This is a genomic window from Globicatella sanguinis, from assembly GCF_002847845.2.
GTDB classification, from domain to species: Bacteria; Bacillota; Bacilli; order Lactobacillales; family Aerococcaceae; genus Globicatella; species Globicatella sanguinis.
The window spans coordinates 2391667-2418197 of the sequence record NZ_CP126962.1; the positions used below are offsets into that span (position 1 = coordinate 2391667).

Genomic DNA, 26531 nt, shown 5'->3' on the forward strand with positions numbered 1-26531 from the left:
AAATTTGCTATAATATTAAATGTTAGTGTTAAGAGGAGGTGTGAAAGGATGCCACATTCAACATTGGAAGAAATGAACGCCGTTGAAATGGAAGCTCAAGCAGTCCAAACAAAGTATCAGGAAAAGATTGAAGACGCTCGTGTAAAAATGGAACAAAAATTAAAAGAAGCAAATGAAGCGTTTGACGTCGAAACAAAGCAAATGATAGCCGAAGCGCGCCAACACTTCGATGATCAAGAACAACAAGCAAAGGAAAAATTAGCTCAGCGTGTTCAAGAAAATGAAGCACAACTTCAAGAAGCTCTTGGTGATAAAAGGGAGTATTTAATTAATCAAATAGTAGAAAGGGTGGTGAAAGAATATGGCAATTAGCCCAATGCAAAAGGTGACGCTCATTTCGTCACGCGAACATTTAGAAGCGATTCTTTCATCGGTCCAACGATTACGACGAATTCAAGTGGTGGATTTACAACAAGACAATCAGAATAGTTCAGAGTTAGTACCATTAATTGAAGAGTATGATGAGGAACAGCAACAAATCGTCTATGATGATGAAGCCTTACATGCGATTACTAATCGACTTAAACGAATAAATCATGCGATTGAACAATTGGAAGACTATGAAGTAAAAGACAATTGGTTCAAGCAATTGCAGACTGAAAAACCACGTTTATCATTCGCAGAATTTCAACAACATAATCAACAATTTGCTGAGCAACAAGTCATTACCGAAACGAATGAATTAACAGCTCGTATTAAGGAAATTGATGAGTTGTTGGAAAAACGCAATGATCAAATTGATAAATATCGTAAATGGCGAGAGCTAGATATTACACCAACTGCTATAGAGCAGTTCCAGTATATTAAAGCAGTTATCGGAACGGTACCGAATGTTGAAAATAATCAATATATTCAAAAAATAAAACAACATCCAACTATCGTTCATAAAGTTATTTTCTTAAATGATTATGAATATGGTTTAGTCATTTTCTATCAAGAAGATGAAACGAATGCGTTAGAAACTTTATTAGCGGAAGCCAATTTCAATCCGATTGAATATCCTTATCGTACTTTACCAGGTAAGAAGATTGAAGGTTGGGATGCGGAAATTCAACAGTTGAAAGAGGAACGTCGTTCCATTATTCAAAAAATGAAATCAACGAAACGTGAATTAGCGGGCTTAAAGGTTCAAGCAGATTTTCTAAAAACGGCTTATGAACGTGAATTAACTAAGAAAAAAGTTGGTATTACACAACATTTAATGGCGATTGAAGGTTGGATTGAACAAAGTGAATTTGCTGTCTTCAAACAAGCGATACTAGAAGAGTTCGGTAACAAAGTAGTTATTAGAACAGCGGATGTTCAAGCTGACGAAGTGGACGAAGTCCCAATTAAATTAAAAAACAATTTCTTAGTTAAACCATTTGAATTAATTACACGCATGTACGCTTTACCAAAATATGATGAATTGGACCCAACGCCATTTTTAATGCCATTTTATTTTGTCTTCTTTGGCATGATGGTGGCCGATGCGGGTTATGGCTTATTAATTTTTATTTTAAGTCTGTTGGCACTTAAAGTATTCAATTTATCAGAAGGAATGCAAAATGCCTTAAGATTTGGCGCTATTTTAAGTGTTTCAATTATGATTTGGGGTAGTCTTTACGGTTCCTTCTTTGGTTTTAGTTTACCATTTCAATTAATTAATCCGAATGAGGATGTCATGCTGATTCTAGGTATTTCTGTTGCTTTAGGTTTAATTCATATTTTTGCTGCATTAGCAATTAATACTTATTTAAAACTAAAAGAAAGAAATATAGTTGAAGCTTATTCAACAGGAGTGGCATGGATTTTACTGTTAACAGGTTTTATTTTAATTGGAGTAGGCATGTTAGGTGAAAGCTATGCGGTCTTAGCTCTAATTGGTAAATGGTTAGCGATATTGAATGCTATTGGCATCGTCGTCGCATCTTGTATTAAAGCAGGCGGTATTGGTGGTTTAGGTTGGGGACTTTATGATTTATATGGCACGACGAGTTATATTGGGGATTTAGTCTCTTATACACGTTTGATGGCTTTAGGGTTATCAGGTGGTAGTATTGCTTTAGCATTCAATATGATTATTGACTTTATGCCTGGTGCAATGAAGTTTACCGTCGGCATATTATTATTTGTTGCCTTACATGCCTTAAGTTTATTCTTATCACTTTTAAGTGCTTATGTGCATGGTGCTCGTTTAATATTCGTTGAGTTTTTCGCTAAGTTTTACAATGGTGGCGGTCAAGAATTTAATCCGTTAACCATTTCGGAAGATTATGTCTCAATCAATGATGAAAAGAATCAATAAAATTGGAGGAATTTTTAATATGGAACAATTTGTAGGATATTTTACACAAAATGGTGGCGCATTTTTTGCTAGTTTAGGAATTGTAGTTGCGGTTGTTTTTTCTGGTATGGGTTCTGCTCGTGCAGTTGGTTCGGCTGGTTCTGCAGCAGCGGCTTTATTAAAAGAAGAGCCTGAAAAATTCGCACAAGCATTAATTTTACAATTATTACCGGGTACTCAAGGTTTATACGGATTCGTTATCGGATTTTTAACGGCTTTACAAATAGGTAATGGTTTAACTGTTCAACAAGGTTTAGGCTATTTATTTGCTGCTTTACCAATTGGGATTGTAGGATACTTCTCAGCATTACACCAAGGAAATGTGGTTGTTTCAGCAATGCAAATTTTAGCGAAACGTCCTGAAGAAAATACAAAAGGTATCATCTTATCAGCGATGGTTGAAACCTACGCTATCTTAGCCTTCGTAGTATCATTTATCTTATTCTTAAATGTCTAGTGAGGTCGATAATATGAGCGACTTACAAAATTTACGTGAGTCCATCTTGCAAAAGGCGCACCAAGAAGGACAAGCGCAATTCGACAAAGCAAATGAAGAACTTGAATATGAGTTTCAAACTAAATTAAAAGCACAATTACATGAAAAAGAAAGTATGCGTAATGTGCAATTGAATCGAGAAAAACAACGGTTATCGCGTTTGGAACATCAAGTGTTAAATCAAGAAAGACAAGGTAGTTTAAATAGTCGCCAAGCCTTAATGGACCAATTATTTGCCGGCGCCGTGCAAAAAATGGAAGCTTGGGATAATCAAACTTTCTTGGAATTTACCACTTCAATTTTAAATCAATTTAAAGATAGAGAATTACAAGTAGTTTTTGGTGAAAAGACACGTAATCGATTATCTTCACCAGAGTTACAATCATTATTGGAACAATTTCCAAAATTAACCATTGCTGAAGAGTCTGTTTCAGATCAAAGTGGTTTTGTAGTAAAAGATCAACGTGTGGATTATAATTTCATGTTTGATCAATTAGTAGATTCTGTTCGCAATGATTTAAGTGCAGATTTAGCTCAACAAGTTTTTAATACCAAATAAGGGGGGATTTTATGACGACCCACGTTTTTTCAGGTGTTAATACGACTATCAGTGTAAAGGAACAAGATTTCCTTAGCCGAGAAGAATGGCAACAATTACTTGATGCCAAAGATACCGAGACATTATCCATCATTTTACAAAATTCACCTTATGTGATGTCAGTTGAACAGTTGTCTGACCCAGATAAGATTGAAGACGTATTAATGAGAGAATTGCGTAATGCTTATCGGTTTGTGTTTGAGGAGTCACCTCAGTCTGAAATAGTCGAAATTTTTTCAGCACAATACTTATATCATAATTTAAAAGTATTAATGAAAATGAAGGTAACTGGTCAGGATTTCGAGAATCTATTGATCGATATTGGCAAATTTCCATTAGATGCTTTAAGACATGTTACTCAAACGTTTGAATCGAGTATTTTATATCCCAATGTGGTGGAAGAAGTCAATCGTACTTGGCAAGATTATCAAGCTTATCAGGTACCAGAAGCGTTTGACGTCGGGTTTGATGGTGCCTATTTTGCTCATTTAAGACATCTTGATGAGAAAATCAATGATCCTAAAGTTACACCGATTATTAATGCATTAATTGATTTTTATAATGTCATTGCGATTAAACGCGCAATTGAATTGGATCGCGGTCATGGTTTCATGTATACCATGATGACCAGTAAAGGATCAATTGAGAAGAAAGAGTTAATTGAACGCGTCGAACAAGGTCAATTAGCCCAATGGTTTGAAGAACAAACGCATATTTATTTTGGTGGGGTCTTTAAACCTTATATTGAAGATATGAATAATGGGACGATTACCGCCAATCAATTGGAACATTTACGCGATGCCTATATTCATCAATATTTCTTTGAAAATCGTCTAGATGCTCAAGGGCCTTTATTAGTGCTGAAATATATTTTCGGTAAAGAAAATGAAATTAATAATTTAAGACTCGTATTAACTGGTCATGCCAATGGCATAGCCAAAGAAAAGATTCAAGAAAGGATGGGTGCGATTTATGGCGAAACAATATAAAGTAGCGGTCGTTGGAAATCGTGATGCCATTCTACCATTTAAAATGATTGGATTTGAAACTTTTCCAGTCAATACTGCTGATGAAACGAAAAAGACTTTGCGCCAATTAGAAAATGACCAATACGGGATTGTCTATTTAACGGAAGATTTCGCTCAAGAAATCCCGGATGTCATTCAATATTATGATACAGTCGTGACACCCGCTGTCATTTTAATTCCAACCCATCGTGGTAACTTTGGCATTGGTGCACAAAAAATTCAAGATAATGTCGAAAAAGCAGTCGGAATGAATATTCTATAAGCGGCTACTTAACAATTTAAAATTTATAAAGGAGGAAATAGATTGAGTCAAGGTAAAATTATTAAAGTATCTGGACCATTAGTTGTCGCTTCTGGAATGTCTGAAGCCAATATCCAAGATATTTGTCATGTAGGACATCTTGGATTAATTGGTGAAATCATTGAAATGCGACAAGATAAAGCCTCTATTCAAGTATATGAAGAAACAAGTGGACTTGCACCAGGTGAACCTGTAGTGACAACCGGGGAAGCTTTATCCGTCGAATTAGGCCCTGGTATTATGTCACAAATGTTTGATGGCATTCAACGTCCATTGGATACTTTTATGGAAGAGACTAAGAGTGATTATTTAATTCGTGGGGTTCAAGTACCCATCTTAGATCGTAATAAAAAATGGGCTTTTGAACCTAAAAAATCCGTAGGCGATTTTGTTTCGGCTGGTGATGTGATTGGCGTTGTCCAAGAAACCAAAGCAGTAGAACATCGTATTATGGTACCAGTCGGCGTAGAAGGAACATTAACGTCAGTAGAATCAGGCGAGTTTACGGTAGAAGAGGTTATTTATAAAGTTGACAAAGCAAATGGTGGCGAGTTTGAAGGCACGATGATTCAACGCTGGCCAGTGCGTAAAGGACGTCCATTTGCCCAAAAATTAATTCCAGAAGAACCCATGATTACAGGACAACGTGTGGTCGATACATTCTTCCCGGTAACGAAAGGGGGAGCCGCAGCGGTTCCAGGACCTTTCGGAGCAGGTAAGACAGTTGTACAACACCAAATCGCGAAATATGCGAACGTAGATATTGTTGTTTACGTTGGATGTGGTGAACGTGGTAACGAAATGACGGACGTATTAAACGAATTCCCAGAATTGATTGATCCTAATACAGGCGAATCGATTATGGAAAGAACCATCCTAATTGCAAATACTTCTAATATGCCGGTTGCAGCGCGTGAAGCATCCATTTATACTGGGATTACGATTGCAGAATATTTCCGTGATATGGGTTACTCAGTGGCAATCATGGCGGACTCTACTTCTCGTTGGGCGGAAGCTCTACGTGAAATGTCAGGTCGTTTAGAAGAAATGCCAGGGGACGAAGGATATCCAGCATATTTAGGTTCACGTATTGCGGAATATTATGAGCGTGCAGGACGTGTTCGTGTATTAGGAAGCGAAGGCATTGAAGGAACGATCACAGCCATCGGTGCAGTATCACCACCAGGTGGAGATACTTCTGAGCCCGTAACCCAAAACACTTTACGTATCGTGAAAGTTTTCTGGGGATTAGATGCAACCTTAGCGCGTAAACGTCACTTCCCATCTATTAACTGGTTAAGTTCTTATTCATTATATTTATCTGAAATCGGACAATATTTCGAAGAACATGGTCAAGAAGGCTGGTCTAAGAAAGTCACTAAAGCAATGAATTTATTACAAAAGGAAAGTGAATTAGAAGAAATCGTTCGTTTAGTTGGGTTAGAGTCCTTATCTGAACGTGACCGTATTACCATGAATACCGCACGAATGATTCGTGAAGACTACTTACAACAAAACGCGTTTGATGATGTGGATACTTATACTTCATTTGAAAAGCAAGATACCATGTTAACAAATATTTTACACTTCGATGAAAAAGCACATGAGACTTTAGGTTTAGGCGCTTATTTCACTGATATTATGTCCAATACTGTCCAATTACGTGACCGTATCGCTAGAAGTAAATTTATTTCTGAGGAAGATATTGACAAAATTAAAGCTTTATATGACGAAATTGATAAGACAATGCGTCATATTTTAGAACATGGAGGTGAGGCATAATGGCAGTAATTAAAGAATACCGTTCGGTTGAAGAAGTCGTTGGCCCACTGATGATTGTCGATGGTGTCGATGGCGTTAAATACAATGAATTAGTAGAAGTTGAAATGCAAAACGGTGAAGTTCGCCGTGGACAAGTACTTGAAGTCCAAGAATGTCGTGCCGTTGTGCAATTATTTGAAGGCTCTTCAGGTATCAATTTAAAGAATACTAAAGTACGTTTTAGTGGTAAGCCACTCCATTTACCTGTTTCTGAAGATATGATTGGTCGTATTTTCAATGGAATGGGTGAACCGATTGATGGTGGACCGGCAATTATTCCAGAAAAATCATTAGATATTGATGGACAAGCCATTAATCCAGTGGCTCGAGATTATCCGGACGAGTTTATTCAAACAGGAATTTCAGCGATTGACCACTTAAATACTTTAGTTCGTGGACAAAAATTACCAGTATTCTCTGGTTCTGGTTTACCACATAAAGAATTAGCGGCCCAAATTGCTCGTCAAGCAACCGTTTTGAATTCTGATGATAAGTTTGCTGTTGTATTTGCCGCAATGGGGATTACGTTCGAAGAAGCTGAATTCTTTATGAATGACTTACGCGAAACAGGTGCGATTGATCGTTCCGTATTATTCGTTAACTTAGCGAATGACCCTGCGATTGAACGTATTGCGACGCCAAAAATCGCCTTAACAACAGCTGAGTATTTAGCTTATGAAAAAGGGATGCATGTATTAGTCATTATGACGGACATGACGAACTATTGTGAGGCATTACGCGAAGTTTCGGCAGCGCGTCGTGAAGTTCCGGGTCGTCGTGGTTATCCAGGTTACTTATATACGAATTTATCAACATTATATGAACGCGCAGGACGTTTAGTTGGTAAACCTGGTTCGGTCACTCAAATTCCAATTTTATCGATGCCAGAAGATGATATTACCCATCCAATTCCTGACTTAACAGGTTATATTACCGAAGGACAAATCATTCTATCGCGTGAATTGGATAACATGGGCTATAAACCACCGATTAACGTATTACCATCATTATCCCGATTGAAAGATAAAGGTTCAGGTGAAGGTAAAACACGTAAAGACCATGCCCCAACCATGAACCAATTATTTGCGGCTTATGCTGAAGGTAAGCAAGCTAAAGAATTAGCAGCTATCCTAGGTGAGTCTGCGTTATCGGAAACAGATAAATTATATGTTGAGTTTACGACACGCTTTGAGCAAGAATATATTAATCAAGGATTTACGACTAACCGTTCTATTCAAGAAACCTTGGATTTAGGTTGGGACTTATTATCTATCTTGCCGCGTGAAGAGTTAAAACGTATTAAAGATGATATGATTGATGAATTCTTACCTAAAAAGGGGGAATAATTCATGGCTAGATTGAATGTCAATCCCACTCGGATGGAGTTAAGCATTCTAAAAGAGCGTTTAAAGACGGCCACCCGTGGTCATAAATTATTGAAAGATAAGCAAGACGAATTGATGCGTCAGTTCATTATGAAAATTAAAGAAAATAATGAATTACGAAAAAAAGTTGAAGGACAACTGACTTCAGCGATGCAAGATTTTGTTTTAGCGAAATCAATGAAGAGTGATCAAATGGTGCAAGAAATCTTTTCACTACCAGCCAAAGAAGTGAGTTTACAGGTGCGCTATGACTCTGTAATGAGTGTGAAGGTACCCAAATTTAACTACGAGATAAAAGACCAATCGTTAGATAGTGAGTTCCCATATAGTTATTTGGCCACAACTTCTGATATGGACCAAGCGATTGAGTCAGTTAACGAAAGCTTAACGGATATGTTAAGATTGGCCGAGATTGAAAAAGGCTGTCAGTTGATGGCGGATGAGATTGAAAAGACCCGTCGTCGTGTGAATGCATTAGAATTCCGTACCATTCCTCAATTAGAAGAGACAATCTATTTCATTGAAATGAAATTAGAAGAGGCTGAGCGTGCGCAAGTAACGCGTATGATGAAGATTAAGGATATGGGACAAAAATAAAAGTGAAAAGGTCTGGTTAGAAAGAATGAATTTCTAGCCAGGCTTTTTTGTGTGCGCCCAGCATGGGCGTTAACTCGGCGGCTGAAACCCGCTACATCTAACACATGTGAAACTATAATGACTAAAGTCAAACAGTTTCAGCAAGGCTTTGCAGTAGAAACTGTTAGCTAAATCTCTAGAGGCTGGGCATTAACTTGATACATTTAGTTAACATTATTGTCCCTTAATTAATAGCGCAGTGGTTGAGTGGTCTCAACCTGCGTCTTAAGGACTTGTTTGAGACCTACTCACCTGCGCGGGGTGGGCCGACGAAGCGAAAATTATTTAATTTTCTACTTCTTGCCCACTCCCATAATTTTTACAAGCGTTTACTTTTTGGTATAATTATTTTATTAAAAAAGGAGGATACTTAGACTATGAAAAATAAAATTGCTTACTTTTTTTTAATTGTTGCTATTATTGATACCCTTGATTTTCTATTTTTTAAATTCAGAAATTTAACTATTGGAAATATTTTATTCCCATATATTGTATTTATAATACTCCGATTTATACCTTTTAGAAAAGGAAACAAATATTAAATTTACTAATTTTATCTGTGATAATAAAATTCAAGTAAAGTTATTAAAATTAATAGTACCATTAAAATTTAATAAAATCCTTTTTCAGTCAAGTCCATAATATCGTGTAAAATTAAATAGCACATTAATTAGTTTTGTCTTAGTTACTGACTAATTGCTAGCAAGGTTCTACCAAAGGGGAAAGCGTAGCGAACCTTGACAGGTTCTTAAAATATTGTACTCGTTAGGAGGGATTAATGACCTTTCTTTTTACACAATTATATGGATTTTATCCACGATAAGTGAATTCGTTTTAAAAATTCCAACATTTCTATATTTTGTCCTAATTTAACTATATTTAGTCAATGGCTGAATTTAAGCGTTTTCGTTACAATATACTTGTAAGCGGTTAAAAACGGAGGGGTAAAAATGGAACTAACGGAAAAACAAAAATTGCGGAAACAAAAAATGAAACGCTTGAAGAGTAGTTGGCCATTATTGTTTTTTGCTTTACCTGGTTTTATCTGGTTAATTATTTTTTATTACATTCCTGTATTCGGAAATGTGGTAGCATTTAAAAAATTTCAATTCTCAGATGATGGTGGCTTTTTTTCCAGTATTTTTAATAGTCAATGGGTAGGATTCAAAAACTTCGAGTTCTTATTCAGTTCACGTAATGCTTATATTATTACTAGAAACACCGTCTTATATAATTTGTTCTTTATTTTTGTAGGACTGATTATTGCGGTAAGTTTTGCAATTATTTTAAGTCAGATGCGTAATCGTTTTTTAGTTAAAACAATTCAGACATCAATGCTGTTACCTTATTTCTTATCATGGGTAATTGTGAGTTTCTTTGTATCATCCTTTATCAGTGTGGACAAAGGATTAATTCCTAATCTTATTCGAGAATCAGGTGGCGTCGCCAAAAACTGGTATGTAACGCCTGGTATTTGGCCACCGCTATTAATCTTTTTAGGTATTTGGAAAGGTATCGGTTATAGTTCGATTATTTATTTTGCAGCCATCGTTGGTATTGATAAGACATATTATGAAGCTGCGGAAGTGGATGGGGCCACTAAGTGGCAACAAATTCGTCATGTAATGATTCCACAGATTGTTCCGATGATGATTGTTTTAACAATCTTAGCTTTAGGAGGTATTTTTAGAGCAGACTTCGGTTTATTCTATCAAATACCGCGAAATTCAGGTCTGTTATACAATGTAACGGCTGTATTAGATACACATATCTATAATGCATTAACAGCGTCCGGTGATATTTCGATGGCAACAGCAGCAGGTCTCTATCAATCATTTGTAGGATTTATTTTACTGTCAGTATCGAATTTGATTGTTAGAAAAATAGATCCAGAATCAGCAGTTATTTAATGAAGGAGTGACACACATGGTGAAGAAAAAAATCGAAAGAGTCCAAGTGGATCGCTTCGGTAAAAAAACCAATTTTATTTTTAGTATTTTAATGAGTATAGTAGGATTTTTAGGCGTTTTTCCATTCATCTTTATTATCATTGTATCGTTAACGAGTGAAACTTCGATTATTCAAAATGGTTATAAATTATTCCCGTCTGAATGGAGTATAGAAGGTTATCGTTATTTATCCACAATGTCAGGTCAAATTTTTAATGCCTTAATGGTTTCTATTTTGGTGACCGTTTTAGGAACTATCATTAATGTCACCTTTACGAGTACCTATGCATATGCTCTATCTCGGCCAAATTTACCTTTTAAGAAATTTTTCTTAGTGTTGATTATTATCCCGATGTTGATTGGGGCTGGGTTAGTACCGGGTTATATTGTGGTAACCAATTTATTAAAATTAAAGAACACGATTTGGGCCTTAATATTACCGGCAGCTTTTAGTCCGTTTAATATTATTATTATGCGTACCTTTTTCAAGAAGAGTGTTCCGAATTCTATTATCGAATCAGCTCGTATTGATGGTGCGAGTGAATTGAGAGTCTTTTTACAAATTGTCTTGCCATTATCAGTACCAGGATTAGCGACGATTGGATTGTTCGCAGCGATTGGTTATTGGAATGATTGGTTCAATGCGTTACTTTATATTACGAAAACTAATTTGTATCCACTGCAATATGTATTGATGAATATTCAAAGTAATATTGACTATATGTTAGATAATGCGGGTTTAGGTATCAATATATCTCAACTCAATATTCCGAAGGAAGCAACTCGAATGGCCCTCGTTGTAATTGCGACATTACCAATTGCGGTGAGTTATCCATTCTTCCAAAAATACTTTATTAGTGGTTTAACGATTGGAGGGGTGAAGGAGTAGCAAAATGAAGTTGGTAGGCGTTGGAGAATCAAGAGAGATTTAAAGGAGAGAAAAATATGTTCAAAAAAATTGTAAAATCAGCGGCTGTCGGTGCCTTGGCATTATCAAGTGTTTTAGCAACATCACCTGTAACCAATGTATTTGCCGAAGAACCTACAACGGTTAAATGGTATCAAATTGGAACGGCTCCAGATAATTTGGATAAGCTATTGGAAATCGTTAATGAGAAATTAGTCGAAAAAGTCAATGCTAAAATCGATATGGAATACATCGGTTGGGGTGAGTACGATCAAAAAATGACAGTTATGACCAATGCAGGTGAAAAATATGATATTGCTTTTGCGGTTAACTTTTTAGACAATGCTCAAAAAGGTGCTTATGCAGATCTAACAGAATTGATGGAAGAATATGCTCCAGAATCATTAGAAATGTTAGATGAAGCCTATATTAAAGGTAGTACAGTAAATGGAAAATTATATGCATTCCCTGTTAATGGTAATGTGTATGCTGAGCAATATTGGGCATTTAACCCAACATTTTTAGAAAAATATGACTTTGACTATACTTCTGTAAAAAGTATGACCGATTTGGAACCATTATTAAAAGCTGTTAAAGAAGGCGAAAGTGGTGTTGCGGGATTAGCAGCAGGTCAAGGATGGCGTGTCGGTCATGACTTCGACTTTGTATTAGGCGATACCGTTCCTCTAGGAATTGATATGTTAGGCGATAAGACTAAAATTATTAACCCTTATGAAGAAGGCGATTCTTTAATTCCTGATTTAAAAGTAATGCATGATTTCTATAATAAAGGTTACTTACCTGCAGATGCAGCAACAAGTGATCAAGGTTATCCATTAGAAGCAGACACATGGGCAGTCCGTCGTGAGACTGTGGGACCACGTGACTATGGTAACTACTTATTACAAACAGTTTCAGGCAAAGAATTACAAATTCAAGCTTATACACAAGTTCCATTGAAATCAGTCGCTCAAGCGCGTATGGCTAACTTTGTTGTGTCACAAAATTCAGATAATAAAGAAGCAGCAGTCAAAGTATTAAACGAAGTCAATACAAATCCTGAAATTTTAAATACTTTAGTTTATGGACCAGAAGGCGAAAACTGGGAAATGAATGAAGATGGTACGATTAAATTATTACCAGCATATAATGAAGGTGCAAGCCATATGTCAGCATGGAATACAGGTAATGCGGATATCTTATATAAAGATGAAAAAATTACTGATGAACAAATCGCAGCATCAGAAGAAGGATTACAAAATGCTGAAGAATCACCATTATTAGGATTCAACTTTGTAACAGACAATGTAAAAACTGAAATTGCGAACGTTCAAACAGTAGTCGCTCAATACATTTCAAGCTTACATACAGGTACCGTTAACCCAGATGATGTTTTACCAACATTTAATGAAGAATTAAAAGCAGCAGGATTAGATAAAATCCAAGAAGAAATGCAAAAACAATTCGACGAATACCTAAAAACAAAAGAGTAAAATAAAGTGCGAAAAGTTGCGTTCAGAAATGGAACACTGGAGAACATAGCCTGCAGAGTGGAACACACTCAAAGGCAATGTTCGAAGTGGAGGCCATTTCTGCAACTTTGAGCCGGATTGAAAAAGTGCGACAAATAGCGCTTTGAAAAGAATCACTGGAGCATTTCCCCTGAAGAGTGCAAACACTCAAGGGGGAATTACGAAGTGGAGGTCTTTTCAGCTATTTGGAGCCGGATTAACAAAGTGCGAAAAGTTGCGTTCAGAAATGGAACACTGGAGAACATAACCTGCAGAGTGCTGAACACTCAAGGGGTATGTTCGAAGTGGAGGCCATTTCTGCAACTTTGAGCCGAATTACCAAAGTGCGATGAAAGGTGTTCAGCACTGGAGGCTGGGCATCAACTTTATAAATTCTATAGAGCCATTGCTAAATTTAACTAATATTGAACCCCCTAAGAGGCAGGTACGATGGTGCCGCCTCTTCTTTTAAATTTTTTGAGTGCGCTTTAGTAATAGCGTATAATAGTTTACGAGGTGATTGGATGAATCATTTACAATTTATTGATACGAGGATGGGTACTCGTAATCAACATTCTATCGGGCATGGTAATACATTGCCATATACTGGTGTCCCTTTTGGGATGAACCATTTTGTAATGCAAACGCGTTTAAATGAAAGTCGTTTTTTCCATCCTGATGATTATACTCAATATGGTGTAAGGTTAACTCATCAACCGAGTCCATGGATGGGGGATTTTTGCCAGGTATTATTTAATCAATTACGATTAACACAGGAAGAGTATCGACAATTAATGGCTAACCCGACTGAAAATATGGCACTGAATATTTCAATGAGTAGTTATCGTCCTGATGAGGCAATTTTTCAACCTCATTATTTATCTTATAAAAGATTGAGAGATGGATTAAAACAAAGTTGGACGGTAGGTGAGCGTGGTGCTAGATGGCAAGTACAAGCCACGCGGACTTTTCCGTATCATTTATTAACCATTACTCTTGATGCGGATAGTACGGTTAATTTACAATCGGATGGTCATTCCATTCAACTAGAAACTGCCCAATTGGCGGGTTCAAAATATAATCAATTTCAACAATATTCAATTCTAAAGTCGCAGTGTCGCTTGACGCCTCTAATCAAAATACCATTGAATTTGAATCAACATGATCATGTAATGTATCTATTTCAGGTAGAGGTTGAACAAGAAACAATTGAGATGTCGTTGACCACGTCCTACATTTCTTATGAGCAGGCAAAATTCAATCGACTACAAGATGATTTTTTTAAAGGGACATTTTTAGATGGCATACATCATTCAGCCAATAAATGGCTTAATTATTTAGAGCGTATTGATGTTAAACATCGTGATTTTGACCAAGTAAAATTATTTTATCATTGCTTATGGCGTACAGCCACTTTTCCCCAAATGGGACATGAAGTGGATTCGACTAATAAAACGGTTCATTTTTCGCCTTATACCGGTAAAGTAGAAGTGGGCCATTTCTTCACTAATAATGGATACTGGGATACGTTTAGAACGAATTATCCATTGTATAGCTTAATCATACCGTCTAAAATACCGGAATTTATCGATGGTATTTTATCAGTTGTGAGAGCAGATCGTTATTTACCTAAATGGTTATCGCCTGATGAGCGCGGATTAATGCCGGGTACTTTAGCAGATGGGGTAATTGCTGATGCGGTAACGAAGGGGTTAATTGATAAGGAGACGGCATCTTCATTATTAGAGGCGATGATTGATTCAGCTAATCATGCCGGTGAGCATGCTACAGAAGGTCGTGAAGGAGTAGCAGAATATTTATCATTAGGCTATTTGTCGACAAATTTCCATGAATCGGTCAATAAGACTTTGGATTTTGCTTATAGTGATTTTTGTATTAGTCAAGTGGCAGCTTATTTAGGGAAAAAAGAATTAGCTGAGGAATATCGAGTGCGTGCCCGTTCCTATCGTCATTTATTCAATGTGAAGGATAAGCAAATGGTACCACGTACCGATAGTGGCGAGTGGTTGGAGACAATCGACGCTCATCGTTGGGGCGAACACTATACTGAAGGAAGTGCTTGGCAAAATAGTTTGGCTGTCTATCATAATATTGCCGATTTAATTGCCTTACACGGTGGCGATGAAGAATTTTTTAATCATCTCAATCATTTAATTAATCAGGAACCTATTTATGATGTCAATGGTTATGGATATGAAATTCATGAAATGACAGAAATGGCTCGTGTGCAATTCGGTCAATTAGCCTTGTCGAACCAACCTAGCTTTCATATGCCTTATTTATTCATTTATGCGGGGTATCCTCAATTTTCTCATTTACTGATTAAACAATTAATCACTCAATTATTTAGTGACGCATTTGATGGCTATATTGGTGATGAAGATAATGGTAGTTTATCCAGTTGGTATGTGTTGAGTAGTCTCGGTCTATATCCAATGACACCTGGTGCAAGTCAATGGACCTTAGGGATGATGATTTGGGATGAAGCCACTATTCATTTAGAAAGTGGTCAAAAGATTGAGTTAATTTCACGAAATTATCAGACACCGTATTTACAAGTGGTTACCAAGCGTTGGCTAAATGGGAAACCTTATTTACCGCAATATTTAAGTCATCAAGATTTAATGAAAGGGGTTCATTTAGAACAATCACTAGGAGCCGTCCCAAGTATTGAAAAAGTAGCACCCGCTTTACGGCCATTCTCAATGGATGTTGCTCATGCTGATCAGTAAACTTGAGTGCTCTAAAGAAGAGTGTCTTAAACATTTATTACTTTTATCTAAATGTCTATTTAAAGGCAACCCTATCCAATCAATCGTAACAAAATATAAAGTCAGGAGTCATGAACAATGGAATCACGTTTTAATGAGGCGATTCATCGCATATACTATTTTTTAAAATTAAATTTAATGCTAGTCTTAGGGTTTCTATTGGGAGGGTGTCTATTGTCATCTTTAACCGTAGGCATTAGTCTGCATTTAGAAGCAAAAAATAATGCTGCATTATTAACTTTTAAACAATGGTGGCACAAGGTTAAAATCGAATATAAGCAGACGGCTATTATTTCATGGCTCTATAATCTGTGTATCATTTTGTTATTGTGGGCATTATTTGTGACCAGTCAATTGAAAGGGATTATCTTTTTAATGTCATGGTTTGTGCAAGTGGCTCTGTTGATTGGATGTGTCTTAACGATGTTGGCAGAAGCGCAACTTAGACAATATTACGACGGTGCTGCTTGGCAAATTACTAAATTATCGTGGATGCAGTTGTTTATGTCTCCCAAAGCGAATATTGGTACCTTGTTATTAGGATTTATTTTAGGCTTAGTGAGTATGCAATTTCCCGCAATTGTCTTTTTAACAGGATGGGCGATTTGGATTAGTTTTATGACGTCAATTTATTATAAAGAATGGACAAGGTTGGAGATAATATGAAAGTAAAAGAGAATCAACTGAATCTGATTTTAAAATATTATACTTTAACAACGTTAATCTTAATGTTAGCCTTACCTACCTTGGTCACGGGGGTCATCTATATTCAAAGGCGTGATGCCATGCTGATGGAGATGGATCGTATTGCTAAAACAATGGCTTTTACATTAACGAATGCTACCAATGGGATGAATCGTTTTGCTCAAGTGTTGACCTCGTCTAATCGTTGGGAAAAAGAGTTGAATCGTTATTTTAATGAAAGTTATTCTGACCACCATACGTATTATTTATTAAATGGCGCTCGTGGTGAGTTTTTACCGAATGAAACATTGCGTCAGTATGATTACAATCGACATTTAACGGCGATTCAAATGAGTCTAGCTAATAGTGAGTATTTTTATGAGTCACTAGCGGAAAATCCTAAAGGGCGTAAAGTAGACCAATTAAATTTTAAAGCTGGCGTTCATTTATCGATGCCGTTAAGAAGCCGATTTACTCTGCAGGATTTGGGCCAATTATATTTTACTTATTCTTATGATGATTTATCTAAGGAAATTTTTACCGAAAAAGAAGGGGAATTGTTAATTTTTGATCCCGTTGTCAACCAATTAGTAGGACGGGGAAACTTCGCTTCAAAACCTGGAGAGACACTAACTTTATCGGAGATCCCAGCTAAAATCGATCAGTGGCGACAAGATCATTTCGTGAGTGAAGAGATGACGACTACGGGTCATAGTGTCATTTATTTAATGCCAAAAAGAATTTTATGGCAACGGATTATTGGGATTATTCTTGGAATCTTTCTATTTGTGATGTTTACTGCCGGAATCATTTTAATTTTTATTTTCAAGCAAATTAGACGTTATGCCGATCAGGTAAATGATATTCTAGTCACAACCCGCAAAATTGAACAAGGACAAGTTTATTATCGGATTAATGAAAATAATAAAGTAGCAGAACTTGAACAGATAACTAAGGCGATTAATGCGATGTTAAATGGTCAACAAGCCAGTATGCGCGAAGTATTTCATTTGCAATTACAAAATAATGAAGCTGTCTTAAAGGCTTTGCAGGCACAAATAAACCCTCACTTTTTATATAATACTTTAGAATATATTCGGATGAGTGCTTATGTTGAAGGCGCAGATTCTTTAGCTGAATTTGTCTATGATTTCTCATCTTTACTCCGTAATAATATCAATAATGAGAAAGAAGCGACTATTTATCAAGAAGTTTATTTCATCAAGAAATACGTCGGACTCTACCAGGCTCGTTATCCGGAAAAATTATCTTTTGATATTGATCTGGATGAAAGTTTGAACCGAATTATTTTGCCGAAGTTTACTTTACAACCTTTAATCGAAAATTATTTGGTCCATGGTGTGGATTTTAGTCGACAGGATAATTATTTAAGCTTAAAGATTCAACGAGTAGCGAATACTATCGAGATAAAATTAAGTGATAATGGTAAGGGAATGACCCGTGAGCAAATGGATTTACTGAATACGCAAATTAAGCAATATATTAAAAACCCCTATCAAATACAACCATCGCAGACTAGCATTGGGATAGGGTTGGTGGCGCAAAGGCTGGCTCAAGCATTTGGTAAGGGAATAACAATGGAATATCTGCTTAATACAAAAGGAGGTGTAACAGTTTGGTTGAAACTACCCATCACCGAAACTATCGAGTATTAATGGTTGATGATGAGTTTATGATTTTAAAGGGCTTGGAACGGATGATTGATTGGGAAGGATTAGGCCTTCAATTAGCCGCAACGGCTAGTCATGGTGAAGAAGCAATGGCGGTGATCAATCAACAGCCTATTGATATTATTATTACGGATATTAACATGCCACGTTTATCCGGCATTGAATTTATCGAACAAGTAAAAAATCAAGAACATCGGATTGAATTCATTTTTATTTCAGGCTATGAAAAATTTGAATATGTCAAAAGCGGAATATCATTAGGTGCCTCTGATTATTTATTAAAACCAATCGATCGTGATGAATTGCATCAAGCATTGAAAAAAGTAATGCATCGCTTGGATATTCATTATCAATTACAAACACAAAAAGTAAATTTGAAGAAACAAAAATTATTTGAATGGTTGAGAAATCCGCTTCAAAATAATGTTGAATTAGAGGACGTTAACGAAGCGACCCAAGTCTTCTTTATTACACCGAATGCTCAACAACCATTTGCCGAATGGCTAAAGCACTATCAACATTCACCCAATTGGTTAATCATTCAAAAGTTTGACCACGATATCATTGTCATTAAAATCCAAGAGAATGCGTTATTACAAGGTAGAGTGATAAAACAACTTGAACCGTTAAATTTAACAGATTTACATCATTGGTTTCAGGTGTTTAGACGCCGCATCGACAATTTAGACTTTTATATCCAAAAAGATTCAGAACAATCATTCGTCAACTATTTATTTGAAGTGCCAACAAAGACCAATGACGAGACTATTGCCTCTTTCATTGCTTCAATATATCAGCATTTAGATAAAAATCAATTGGTACAAGTAGGCGAATTATTAACCCAATTGGAAAGAGAATTGACCTATCAAGCAGTTAATCGTGATGAAGTATTACAAATTATGCAAGCATTTATCAATTATCAAACGGTGGAAAAACCATTATTGACCGAAATTGAAACGGTTCACCAAGTGATTCAACAAACGGCTGAATTATTAAGAGTGAATCAAGCGCAAGTAGAATATGATCGCCTTCATCCAATCGTTCAAGAGGCGATTATCTATATCAATGAAAATTTAGCGTCAGAACTGACTTTGAAACATTTAGCTGATCATTTGCATATGAATGTCATGTATTTGGGACAACTAATTAAAAAAGAGTTGAATCAGTCTTTTTCTAAATATTTGAATGAATTGCGGATTGAAAAATCTAAACAATTGTTAATTAAGACGCAATTGACGATTGCTGAAGTTGGCAATGAAGTTGGTTATCAAAATCAAGGCTATTTTTATCGGATGTTCAAACAGGCCGAGGGCTTAAGTCCTAAAGAATACCGTCAGCATTACTGGGATGATGAGCAAGAACTACTGTAGAGACTGCGTTCTAAAGCTATGGTGCTGGGCACCGGCTTATTTAGGACCAGAATTTGAGACCGGACTTTAAAGGCTAACATGGGGATTGATTGAATAAAATAGGATTGGTCAAAATTTTAAAAATCTTGTTTCAACCTGGTTACTTTGTAAATTCAGTGGTGGCCTCACATCAAATGATTATTTTATGAACGCAGTGGTGGCCTCACATCAAATGGTTATTTTATAACCGCCGCAGTAACATAGTATCAAACCGCTATCTTATAACCGCCGCAGTTGCATAATATCCAACCGCTATCTTATAAATGCAACGGTGACATAGTATCAAACAGCTATTTTATAACCGCCGCAGTTGCATAATATCCAACCGCGTCTTAAAGACAAAATTGAAAGCTACTTAATTGGGAGTGGGAAGAAGCAGCGAAAGTCATCTAGTTTGCGACTTCTGGCCCATTCCTTTTTGTTCATTTTTCTACCAACTCCTTTAATGGGTATGTTTAACCGAATATGAGGGATGATTGGTAAATTTTCAGTCTATAAATTAGTGGTGTTTTATAATAAAGTATGTATATTCTATTTAACTATTATAATGATAGCGTTTTTACCTTATAATATAATTGACTAAATATATTTAGGAGGTTTAATATGTCATTTCAAATAACACCAACAATTCAATCTTTTATGGAGAAGATTATTAAGAAAACACAAAGTGAAAACCCAAAATGGGGTAAAGTGTTTGAGGAATGTTTTTTAAATACTTTAGAAACAACGATTCAACGTAATCCAGATGGTACCTCATTTGTTTTAACAGGTGATATCCCAGCGATGTGGTTACGCGATTCAAGTGCACAATTAAGACCTTATATGTTACTTGCCAAAATGGATGAAGAAGTGTATCAATTAATTAAAGGTTTGGTCACTTTACAATTTAGAAATATTCATCATGATCCCTATGCCAATGCCTTTAACCGCGAGGCCAATGGTAAAGGACATCAGGATGATCAGACAGAGATGACAGATTTAATTTGGGAGCGCAAATATGAAGTGGATAGCTTATGTTATCCGATTCAGTTAGCTTATTTACTCTATTTAAACACCGGTCGTACAGAACATCTTGATGATGAATTTATCACAGGATTAAAAGATATTTTACATGTATGGCGTACCGAGCAAAACCATGAAAACTCTCCGTACCATTTTATTCGTGATACGGATCGTGAAGAAGATACTTTAGTCAATGGTGTGGGGACACCTGTTGGTTACACTGGGATGACTTGGAGTGGGTTTAGACCAAGTGATGACCGTTGTGAATATCATTATTTAGTACCCTCTAATATGTTTGCGGTCGTGGTATTAGGTTATGTCGAAAAATTAGCTTCTGTCATTGACCTACCGGTTGAGCTAGTGGCTGAAGCTATTTCATTAAAAGAAGAAATTCAAGCGGGTATTGAAAAATATGCCAAAGTCAAAAATAAAGTGGGCGAAGAAATTTATGCCTATGAAGTAGATGGGTTAGGCAATTATAAAATTATGGATGATGGGAATATTCCAAGTTTATTGTCGATTCCTTATTTAGGTTATGTAAAAAATGATGATGCTGTTTATCTCAATACACGCAAAACTATTTTAAGTCCAGAAAATCCGTACTTTTATAAAGGAAAATATGCGGAAGGGATCGGAAGTTCACATACTTGGGAACACTACATTTGGCCAATGGCTTTAGCTATTCAAGGTTTGACCGCACAAACCAAGGCAGAAAAGAAAGAAATTTTAGATATTTTGGTTAACACAGATGGAGGCACCAATCGTATGCACGAATCCTTCGATGTTGATAATCCTAAAGCCTTTACTCGTGAGTGGTTCTCTTGGTCAAATATGATGTTTTGTGAATTATTATTAGATTACTACGATTATCAAGTAAAAATTTAGGAGGGTATCATGTCGAAGAAAACAGTTCATATTATTTCACATAGTCATTTAGACCGTGAATGGTATCTACCTTTTGAAGCACATCGAATGCGCGTGGTAGAATTATTGGATACCGTTTTGGATTTATTTGATACAGATCCGCAGTTTAAATATTTTCATGTCGATGGTCATACGCTACCTTTAGATGACTATTTAGAGGTGCGTCCTAATCAAAAGCAACGCTTGCAACAGGCGATTGATGACGGTAAATTAAGAATCGGACCGTATTACATTTTACAAGATGCTTTTTTAATTAGTGAAGAAGCCAATGTTCGCAATGCGCTAATTGGAAGTCAAGAACTAGAAAAATGGGGCGTGGAAGGCGAAAAAGTAGGTTATTTTCCTGATACATTTGGCTTATCGGGTCAAATACCACAGATTGTGAAAGAAACGGGAATGGAATTTGCCACCTTTGGTCGTGGAGTTAAACCAACGGGCTTTAATAATGTGGTCATTAATGAAGGAGATTTTCAATCGACTTTTTCAGAAATGTATTGGCAAAGTCCAAATCAAGACGAAATCTTAGGTATCTTGTTTGCTAATTGGTATAGTAATGGCAATGAAATCCCGACAACACCCGAGGCAGCCCAAAAATTTTGGACACAAAAATTAGCGGATGCAGAGCTGTATGCGGCTACGGGCCACTTATTGATGATGAATGGATGTGATCATCAACCGGTGCAAACGGATATTAGCCAAGCAATCGAACTGGCTAATGAATTATTCCCAGATTATCATTTTATTCATTCTAATTTTACTCAGTATTATCAAGCAATTAAGGCGGAAGGCTTACCCGCATTATCAACGGTAAAAGGTGAATTGCGTTCACAAGAAACGGATGGTTGGTATACCTTAGCCAATACAGCCTCTAATCGCATTCACTTAAAACAACGGAGTCATGAGTTATCACAACGATTAGAACAAGTAATTGAACCATTAGCGGTCATTTGTCAAAAATATGGTTATGCTTATCCATACGATAAGATTGATTTTGCTTGGAAACTTTTATTACAAAATTATCCTCATGATAGTATCTGTGCTTGTAGTGTGGATGAAGTCATCCATGGGATGGAAGCACGTTTTGATCAATGTGAAGCAGTACTGGATTATTTACAGGCAGAATTTTTAAGTCAATTATCTGGCTATCATTTTTCAGCACAACCTGAAGCATCTGCCTATGCTATTCAAATTTGGAATACGACTACCGTTAAAAAATCAGATATAGCGACGGTTAAGGTGGAAATGGCACGATGTCAATTTAGCGAAACGTCTCCAAGTAATGCATTTGAAAAGATGGAACAATGGGACTTTGGCCAATGGCAAGTGATCGACGCCGAGGGGAATGAATACGAGGCTGAAATCATTGATTTGGGTGTTGAGTATCATTATGATTTACCAAAAGACCGCTTTAGAGTGCCTTATATGGCGCGATACGCACAGGTGAAAATTTTGATGGAAGACTTAGCACCAATGTCAGTTAAACAATTATTTTTAGTGCCGACTAAGGAAATGAAGCAACCAACACCATCTCAGCAAGTAAATCAGGACCGAACGATTGAAAATGAGTATTTAGCGGTTACGGTTGAACCGAATGGCAGCTTAACATTACGCGATAAACGTCAACAAAGAACCTATGCGGGTCAATGTATTTTAGAAGACACGGGTGATAGTGGAAATGAATATATTTTCAAAGAATCATTAGGAGAGCGGATCTTTAGTAAGGATCATCTCACTTCTATTGAAAAAGAATCCACACTATTCGAAGAACGTTTAATGGTGACTTATCAATGGTCATTGCCAATCTCAGCTGATGAAAAGTTATTTGAAGAGCAAAGACGGGTAATCGATATTACGAATCGTACGAGTGGACGTTCAAGTGAAATGAAGCAACAAACTATTCAAGTGATTTATACCTTAAAGCCGACAGATAAAAGTATTCTAGTTAAGATTGTAGGTCAAAATGATGTCAAAGATCATCGGATTCGAATGGTTTGGCATTTACCTCAATCTAGTACTCATCATTTAGCAGACAGTCACTATGAAATCGTGACTCGTGCTAATCAAGTAAGTGCAGAATGGCGTAATCCAAGTAATCCTCAAGTTTCAAGACATGCGGTTAGTATTCATAATGAGGAGAATCATCAACGTTTTGGCTTGACGGTTGCTTCCAATGGTAACTATGAATATGAAGTCAATGCGGATGATTCCGGAACCACTTTAGCCATTACGATCTTACGCTGTACCGGTGAAATGGGCGATTGGGGCTATTTCCCAACACCAGAAGCACAATGTTTACACGATTATCAATCAGATTTAAGCATCACGCTATGGGATTCAGAAGAAGCAGAAACAGACAGTTTGATTGCGGGACGCTATCAATTTGTTCCATTGTTAACTAATGCCCCTTTCAGTCGAGTTCAAGATGAAACGACATTTGAAAAGAAATTTGCGTTTTTAGATCGTATTTTTACCCAACCATTACCAAAACACTTGGTCATCACAGCAGTGAAAATGAGCCGTGACCAGCAGCACTTAGCGATACGCTTAGTTAATTTGGGTGAGGAGTTAGTAGATATTCGTCAGTTGACGCTAGATAATATCGAACTACAACCCGTAAACTTATTAGAACAACCTTATGAAACCACCGAGGAAACAAAGCGCTATCGTATTAAAAATCATCAGATTCAAACGTATTTAATTAACTGGGAGTTGATATTATGATAGAATTACACATTCAAGATCCAGCCTTACAAGCAGCCGTCAAATTATTAGCAGATGATTTAAAGGTAAAACTGGATCCTCAAGGACAAGTTTTAAAAATTAATTGGATTAATGAGTTATCCGTAAAAATGTATCAAGAACAAGCAGCGTTGGTGATTGAAGCCAAAGATATTCCTCATGCAGTACAAGCGATTTGGCAATGGCGTCATGGTAAAGCATTACCCTTAACAATTGAGTACCATTTTGAGCGAAACGGGTTAATGTTAGATAATTCGCGTAATGCGGTTGCGAATGTGCCGACGGTTAAACGTTTGTTACGTAAAATGGCTTTAATGGGCCATACTTGGTATATGCTTTATATGGAAGATACTTATGAAATACCTGAACAACCTTATTTTGGTGCTTTTCGTGGTCGCTATAGTCAAGCCGATTTAAAAGAATTAAATCAATATGCGGACACATTAGGGATTGAGTTGGTACCATGTATTCAAACGCTGGCTCATTTGAATCAGTTCTTTGAATGGGAGCATGAAAACAGTCAATATGTTGACATTGACGATATTTTAAATGTTGGACGGGAATCCACCAAAACCTTAATTCGTCAAATGTTAACGTCATTAAGATCCTGCTTTACGACGCAAACGATTCATTTGGGAATGGATGAAGCCTATAACTTAGGTCGAGGTAGTTATTTAACGGAATTTGGCTTAAAATCAAAAACACAAATTATGCAAGAACATTTAGAGTTTATGATTGAATTATGTCAAGAAATTGGTTGGAACCCGATGGTTTGGGATGATATGTTCTTTTCATGGTATAACCAATTAGAAGATGTGACTGAGTTTAAGGTTCCTGAAGGAATCGAGTTAATGTATTGGGATTATTATAATGAATCAAAAAAACATTATATTGATCGTATTGAAACGCGTAGTCAAATCACTGAGCAATTACACTTTGCAGGAGGAAGTTGGCGTTGGTGTGGTTATGTCCCACATCATAAGAAGACCCTTTATACATCCATCGCTGCTTTATCTGCGTGTAAAGAAAAACAAGTAGCGAAAGTGATGGCGACTGCATGGGGCGATGATGGGAGTGAGGCACCATTCCAAGTAGTAGAATTTGGATTAGTGTTATATGCTTTATTAGATAGTCAAGAGTATGACGAAGAAGTATTCAACCAATGGTTAATTGATTATACTGGTTTAACTTTAACTCAATGGTTATGGCAAGGTGAAATTGATTTATTACCTGAGTTCGATGAAATGAAAGCCTTGGATGTGACACCGTCTAAATATTTCCTCTATCAAGATTTATTAATGCCAATGTTTATGGAACAAATTGAGACGATGGAAGTGGATTATGGAGCAAAAATGACAGAATTAGCGAGTCAATTTAGTTCGTTATTAAGAGGCGATGTCTTAATTAACCATTTCTATTCTCAATTAGCCGAAACATTAGCGATTAAATGGGATTTACCATTAAAAATTTGGCAAGCTTATCATCAAGATAATAAAGAGACTTTGGCAAACATTGCCCAAAACGATCTTCCAGCTTTAGAGAGGGCGCTAGATGCTTTATGTGAGGCTCGTAGAAGAGTTTGGTTAGCAGAAGCGAATCCTCAAGGCTTCGAGATTATTGAACATCGCTTTGGTGGGATGATGATGCGTGCTAAGTCTACCGCTAGTCGTTTGATGGATTATGTGAATGGAAACATTGAGGTGATACCAGAACTTGAAGAACCACGCTTAGATGGTGCACCACAAGCGAGTCGCAATGAAAAACAAGCGATAACCTATAATCGTGCTCTAAAAATTATGTCAAGAAGTCGTTCGACTTGGTAAAAGAAAATATTAGATTGACGAAGATTATAAAAGAGTGATGTCAAAAGGGTTAATGTCAATGAGACAACATTAAAAAGTAACGGTCCATTTTCTTTTTGTGAGTTTACTACCATTAAAGAGCAATGAGACCGTCTTTTTGTTGTATTTCGCAATTAAAAAGTGAGCCACTTTGCAATTAAAAAGTGACCCATTTCGCAATTAAAAAGTGAGCCACTTCGCAAATGAAAAACGAGCCATTACGCAATTAAAAAATGAGCCACTTCGCAAATGAAAAATGAGCCATTTCGAAATTAAAAATTGAGCCATTTCGCAAATGAAAAATGAGCCATTTCGAAATTAAAAATTGAGCCACTTCGCAATTAAAATTGAGCCACTGTCATAACGAAAGTTCAATCGCTGTTGTCTGTATCTGATTAAGGATTATGTCGATTTGAAACTTCGGACGAATC

20 protein-coding genes are annotated in these 26531 nt (G+C 36.5%); all 20 read left to right on the plus strand.

Going from position 1 to position 26531, the window contains the following annotated elements; translation table 11 throughout:
* Positions 1-48: 48 nt before the first annotated feature.
* The 20 genes from CYJ72_RS10585 to CYJ72_RS10680 all read left to right on the plus strand — a co-directional run bounded on the left by CYJ72_RS10585 (position 49) and on the right by CYJ72_RS10680 (position 26082).
* Entirely contained in the window at positions 49-372 is a 324-nt protein-coding gene (locus CYJ72_RS10585; RefSeq protein ID WP_284629795.1) for an ATP synthase subunit B family protein, read from the plus strand.
* A complete protein-coding gene (locus CYJ72_RS10590) occupies positions 362-2347 on the plus strand; it encodes a V-type ATP synthase subunit I (RefSeq protein WP_284629796.1) in 1986 nt (661 codons plus the stop codon). Before CYJ72_RS10585 ends, CYJ72_RS10590 begins: the two co-directional genes overlap by 11 nt.
* Positions 2348-2366: 19 nt before the next feature.
* Entirely contained in the window at positions 2367-2843 is a 477-nt protein-coding gene (locus CYJ72_RS10595; RefSeq protein WP_066125576.1) for a V-type ATP synthase subunit K, read from the plus strand.
* Between the two features lie 13 nt (positions 2844-2856).
* A complete protein-coding gene (locus CYJ72_RS10600; protein ID WP_284629797.1) occupies positions 2857-3441 on the plus strand; it encodes a V-type ATP synthase subunit E family protein in 585 nt (194 codons plus the stop codon).
* 11 nt (positions 3442-3452) lie between these two features.
* Positions 3453-4469 carry a V-type ATPase subunit gene (locus CYJ72_RS10605; RefSeq protein WP_284629798.1) on the plus strand — a complete coding sequence of 339 codons (1017 nt, stop codon included), beginning with the start codon at positions 3453-3455 and terminating at the stop codon, positions 4467-4469.
* Complete coding sequence (locus tag CYJ72_RS10610; RefSeq protein ID WP_071409328.1) at positions 4453-4770, plus strand: V-type ATP synthase subunit F; 318 nt, start codon at positions 4453-4455, stop codon at positions 4768-4770. The genes CYJ72_RS10605 and CYJ72_RS10610 overlap by 17 nt, the downstream gene beginning before the upstream one ends.
* 42 nt (positions 4771-4812) lie before the next feature.
* The gene (locus CYJ72_RS10615) at positions 4813-6591 is read left to right on the plus strand and encodes a V-type ATP synthase subunit A (protein ID WP_284629799.1); all 1779 of its coding nucleotides are present in this window, start codon (positions 4813-4815) and stop codon (positions 6589-6591) included.
* Positions 6591-7976 carry a V-type ATP synthase subunit B gene (locus tag CYJ72_RS10620; RefSeq protein WP_284629800.1) on the plus strand — a complete coding sequence of 462 codons (1386 nt, stop codon included), beginning with the start codon at positions 6591-6593 and terminating at the stop codon, positions 7974-7976. The genes CYJ72_RS10615 and CYJ72_RS10620 overlap by 1 nt, the downstream gene beginning before the upstream one ends.
* 3 nt (positions 7977-7979) lie before the next feature.
* A complete protein-coding gene (locus CYJ72_RS10625) occupies positions 7980-8612 on the plus strand; it encodes a V-type ATP synthase subunit D (RefSeq protein ID WP_066125589.1) in 633 nt (210 codons plus the stop codon).
* 416 nt (positions 8613-9028) lie between these two features.
* Positions 9029-9193, plus strand: coding sequence for a hypothetical protein (locus tag CYJ72_RS10630; protein ID WP_284629801.1), 165 nt, complete (start codon positions 9029-9031; stop codon positions 9191-9193).
* A gap of 408 nt (positions 9194-9601) precedes the next feature.
* Positions 9602-10561 carry an ABC transporter permease gene (locus CYJ72_RS10635; protein ID WP_431606496.1) on the plus strand — a complete coding sequence of 320 codons (960 nt, stop codon included), beginning with the start codon at positions 9602-9604 and terminating at the stop codon, positions 10559-10561.
* Between the two features lie 16 nt (positions 10562-10577).
* Positions 10578-11489: a carbohydrate ABC transporter permease gene (locus tag CYJ72_RS10640; RefSeq protein ID WP_284629802.1), complete on the plus strand. Its 912-nt coding sequence runs from the start codon at positions 10578-10580 to the stop codon at positions 11487-11489.
* Positions 11490-11545: 56 nt separating this feature from the next.
* Positions 11546-13000 (plus strand): ABC transporter substrate-binding protein, encoded by a 1455-nt coding sequence (locus CYJ72_RS10645; protein WP_071409333.1) that lies wholly within the window; start codon positions 11546-11548, stop codon positions 12998-13000.
* A gap of 542 nt (positions 13001-13542) precedes the next feature.
* The gene (locus CYJ72_RS10650; RefSeq protein ID WP_284629803.1) at positions 13543-15771 is read left to right on the plus strand and encodes a GH92 family glycosyl hydrolase; all 2229 of its coding nucleotides are present in this window, start codon (positions 13543-13545) and stop codon (positions 15769-15771) included.
* Between the two features lie 117 nt (positions 15772-15888).
* Positions 15889-16476: a YesL family protein gene (locus CYJ72_RS10655; protein WP_066125611.1), complete on the plus strand. Its 588-nt coding sequence runs from the start codon at positions 15889-15891 to the stop codon at positions 16474-16476.
* Entirely contained in the window at positions 16473-18170 is a 1698-nt protein-coding gene (locus tag CYJ72_RS10660) for a sensor histidine kinase (RefSeq protein ID WP_284629804.1), read from the plus strand. The genes CYJ72_RS10655 and CYJ72_RS10660 overlap by 4 nt, the downstream gene beginning before the upstream one ends.
* A complete protein-coding gene (locus CYJ72_RS10665) occupies positions 18131-19555 on the plus strand; it encodes a response regulator transcription factor (protein WP_284629805.1) in 1425 nt (474 codons plus the stop codon). The genes CYJ72_RS10660 and CYJ72_RS10665 overlap by 40 nt, the downstream gene beginning before the upstream one ends.
* 642 nt (positions 19556-20197) lie before the next feature.
* The gene (locus tag CYJ72_RS10670) at positions 20198-21481 is read left to right on the plus strand and encodes a glycoside hydrolase family 125 protein (protein WP_284629806.1); all 1284 of its coding nucleotides are present in this window, start codon (positions 20198-20200) and stop codon (positions 21479-21481) included.
* Between the two features lie 9 nt (positions 21482-21490).
* Positions 21491-24241 (plus strand): alpha-mannosidase, encoded by a 2751-nt coding sequence (locus tag CYJ72_RS10675; protein ID WP_284629807.1) that lies wholly within the window; start codon positions 21491-21493, stop codon positions 24239-24241.
* The gene (locus CYJ72_RS10680) at positions 24238-26082 is read left to right on the plus strand and encodes a beta-N-acetylhexosaminidase (protein WP_101813658.1); all 1845 of its coding nucleotides are present in this window, start codon (positions 24238-24240) and stop codon (positions 26080-26082) included. The genes CYJ72_RS10675 and CYJ72_RS10680 overlap by 4 nt, the downstream gene beginning before the upstream one ends.
* Positions 26083-26531: the final 449 nt, after the last annotated feature.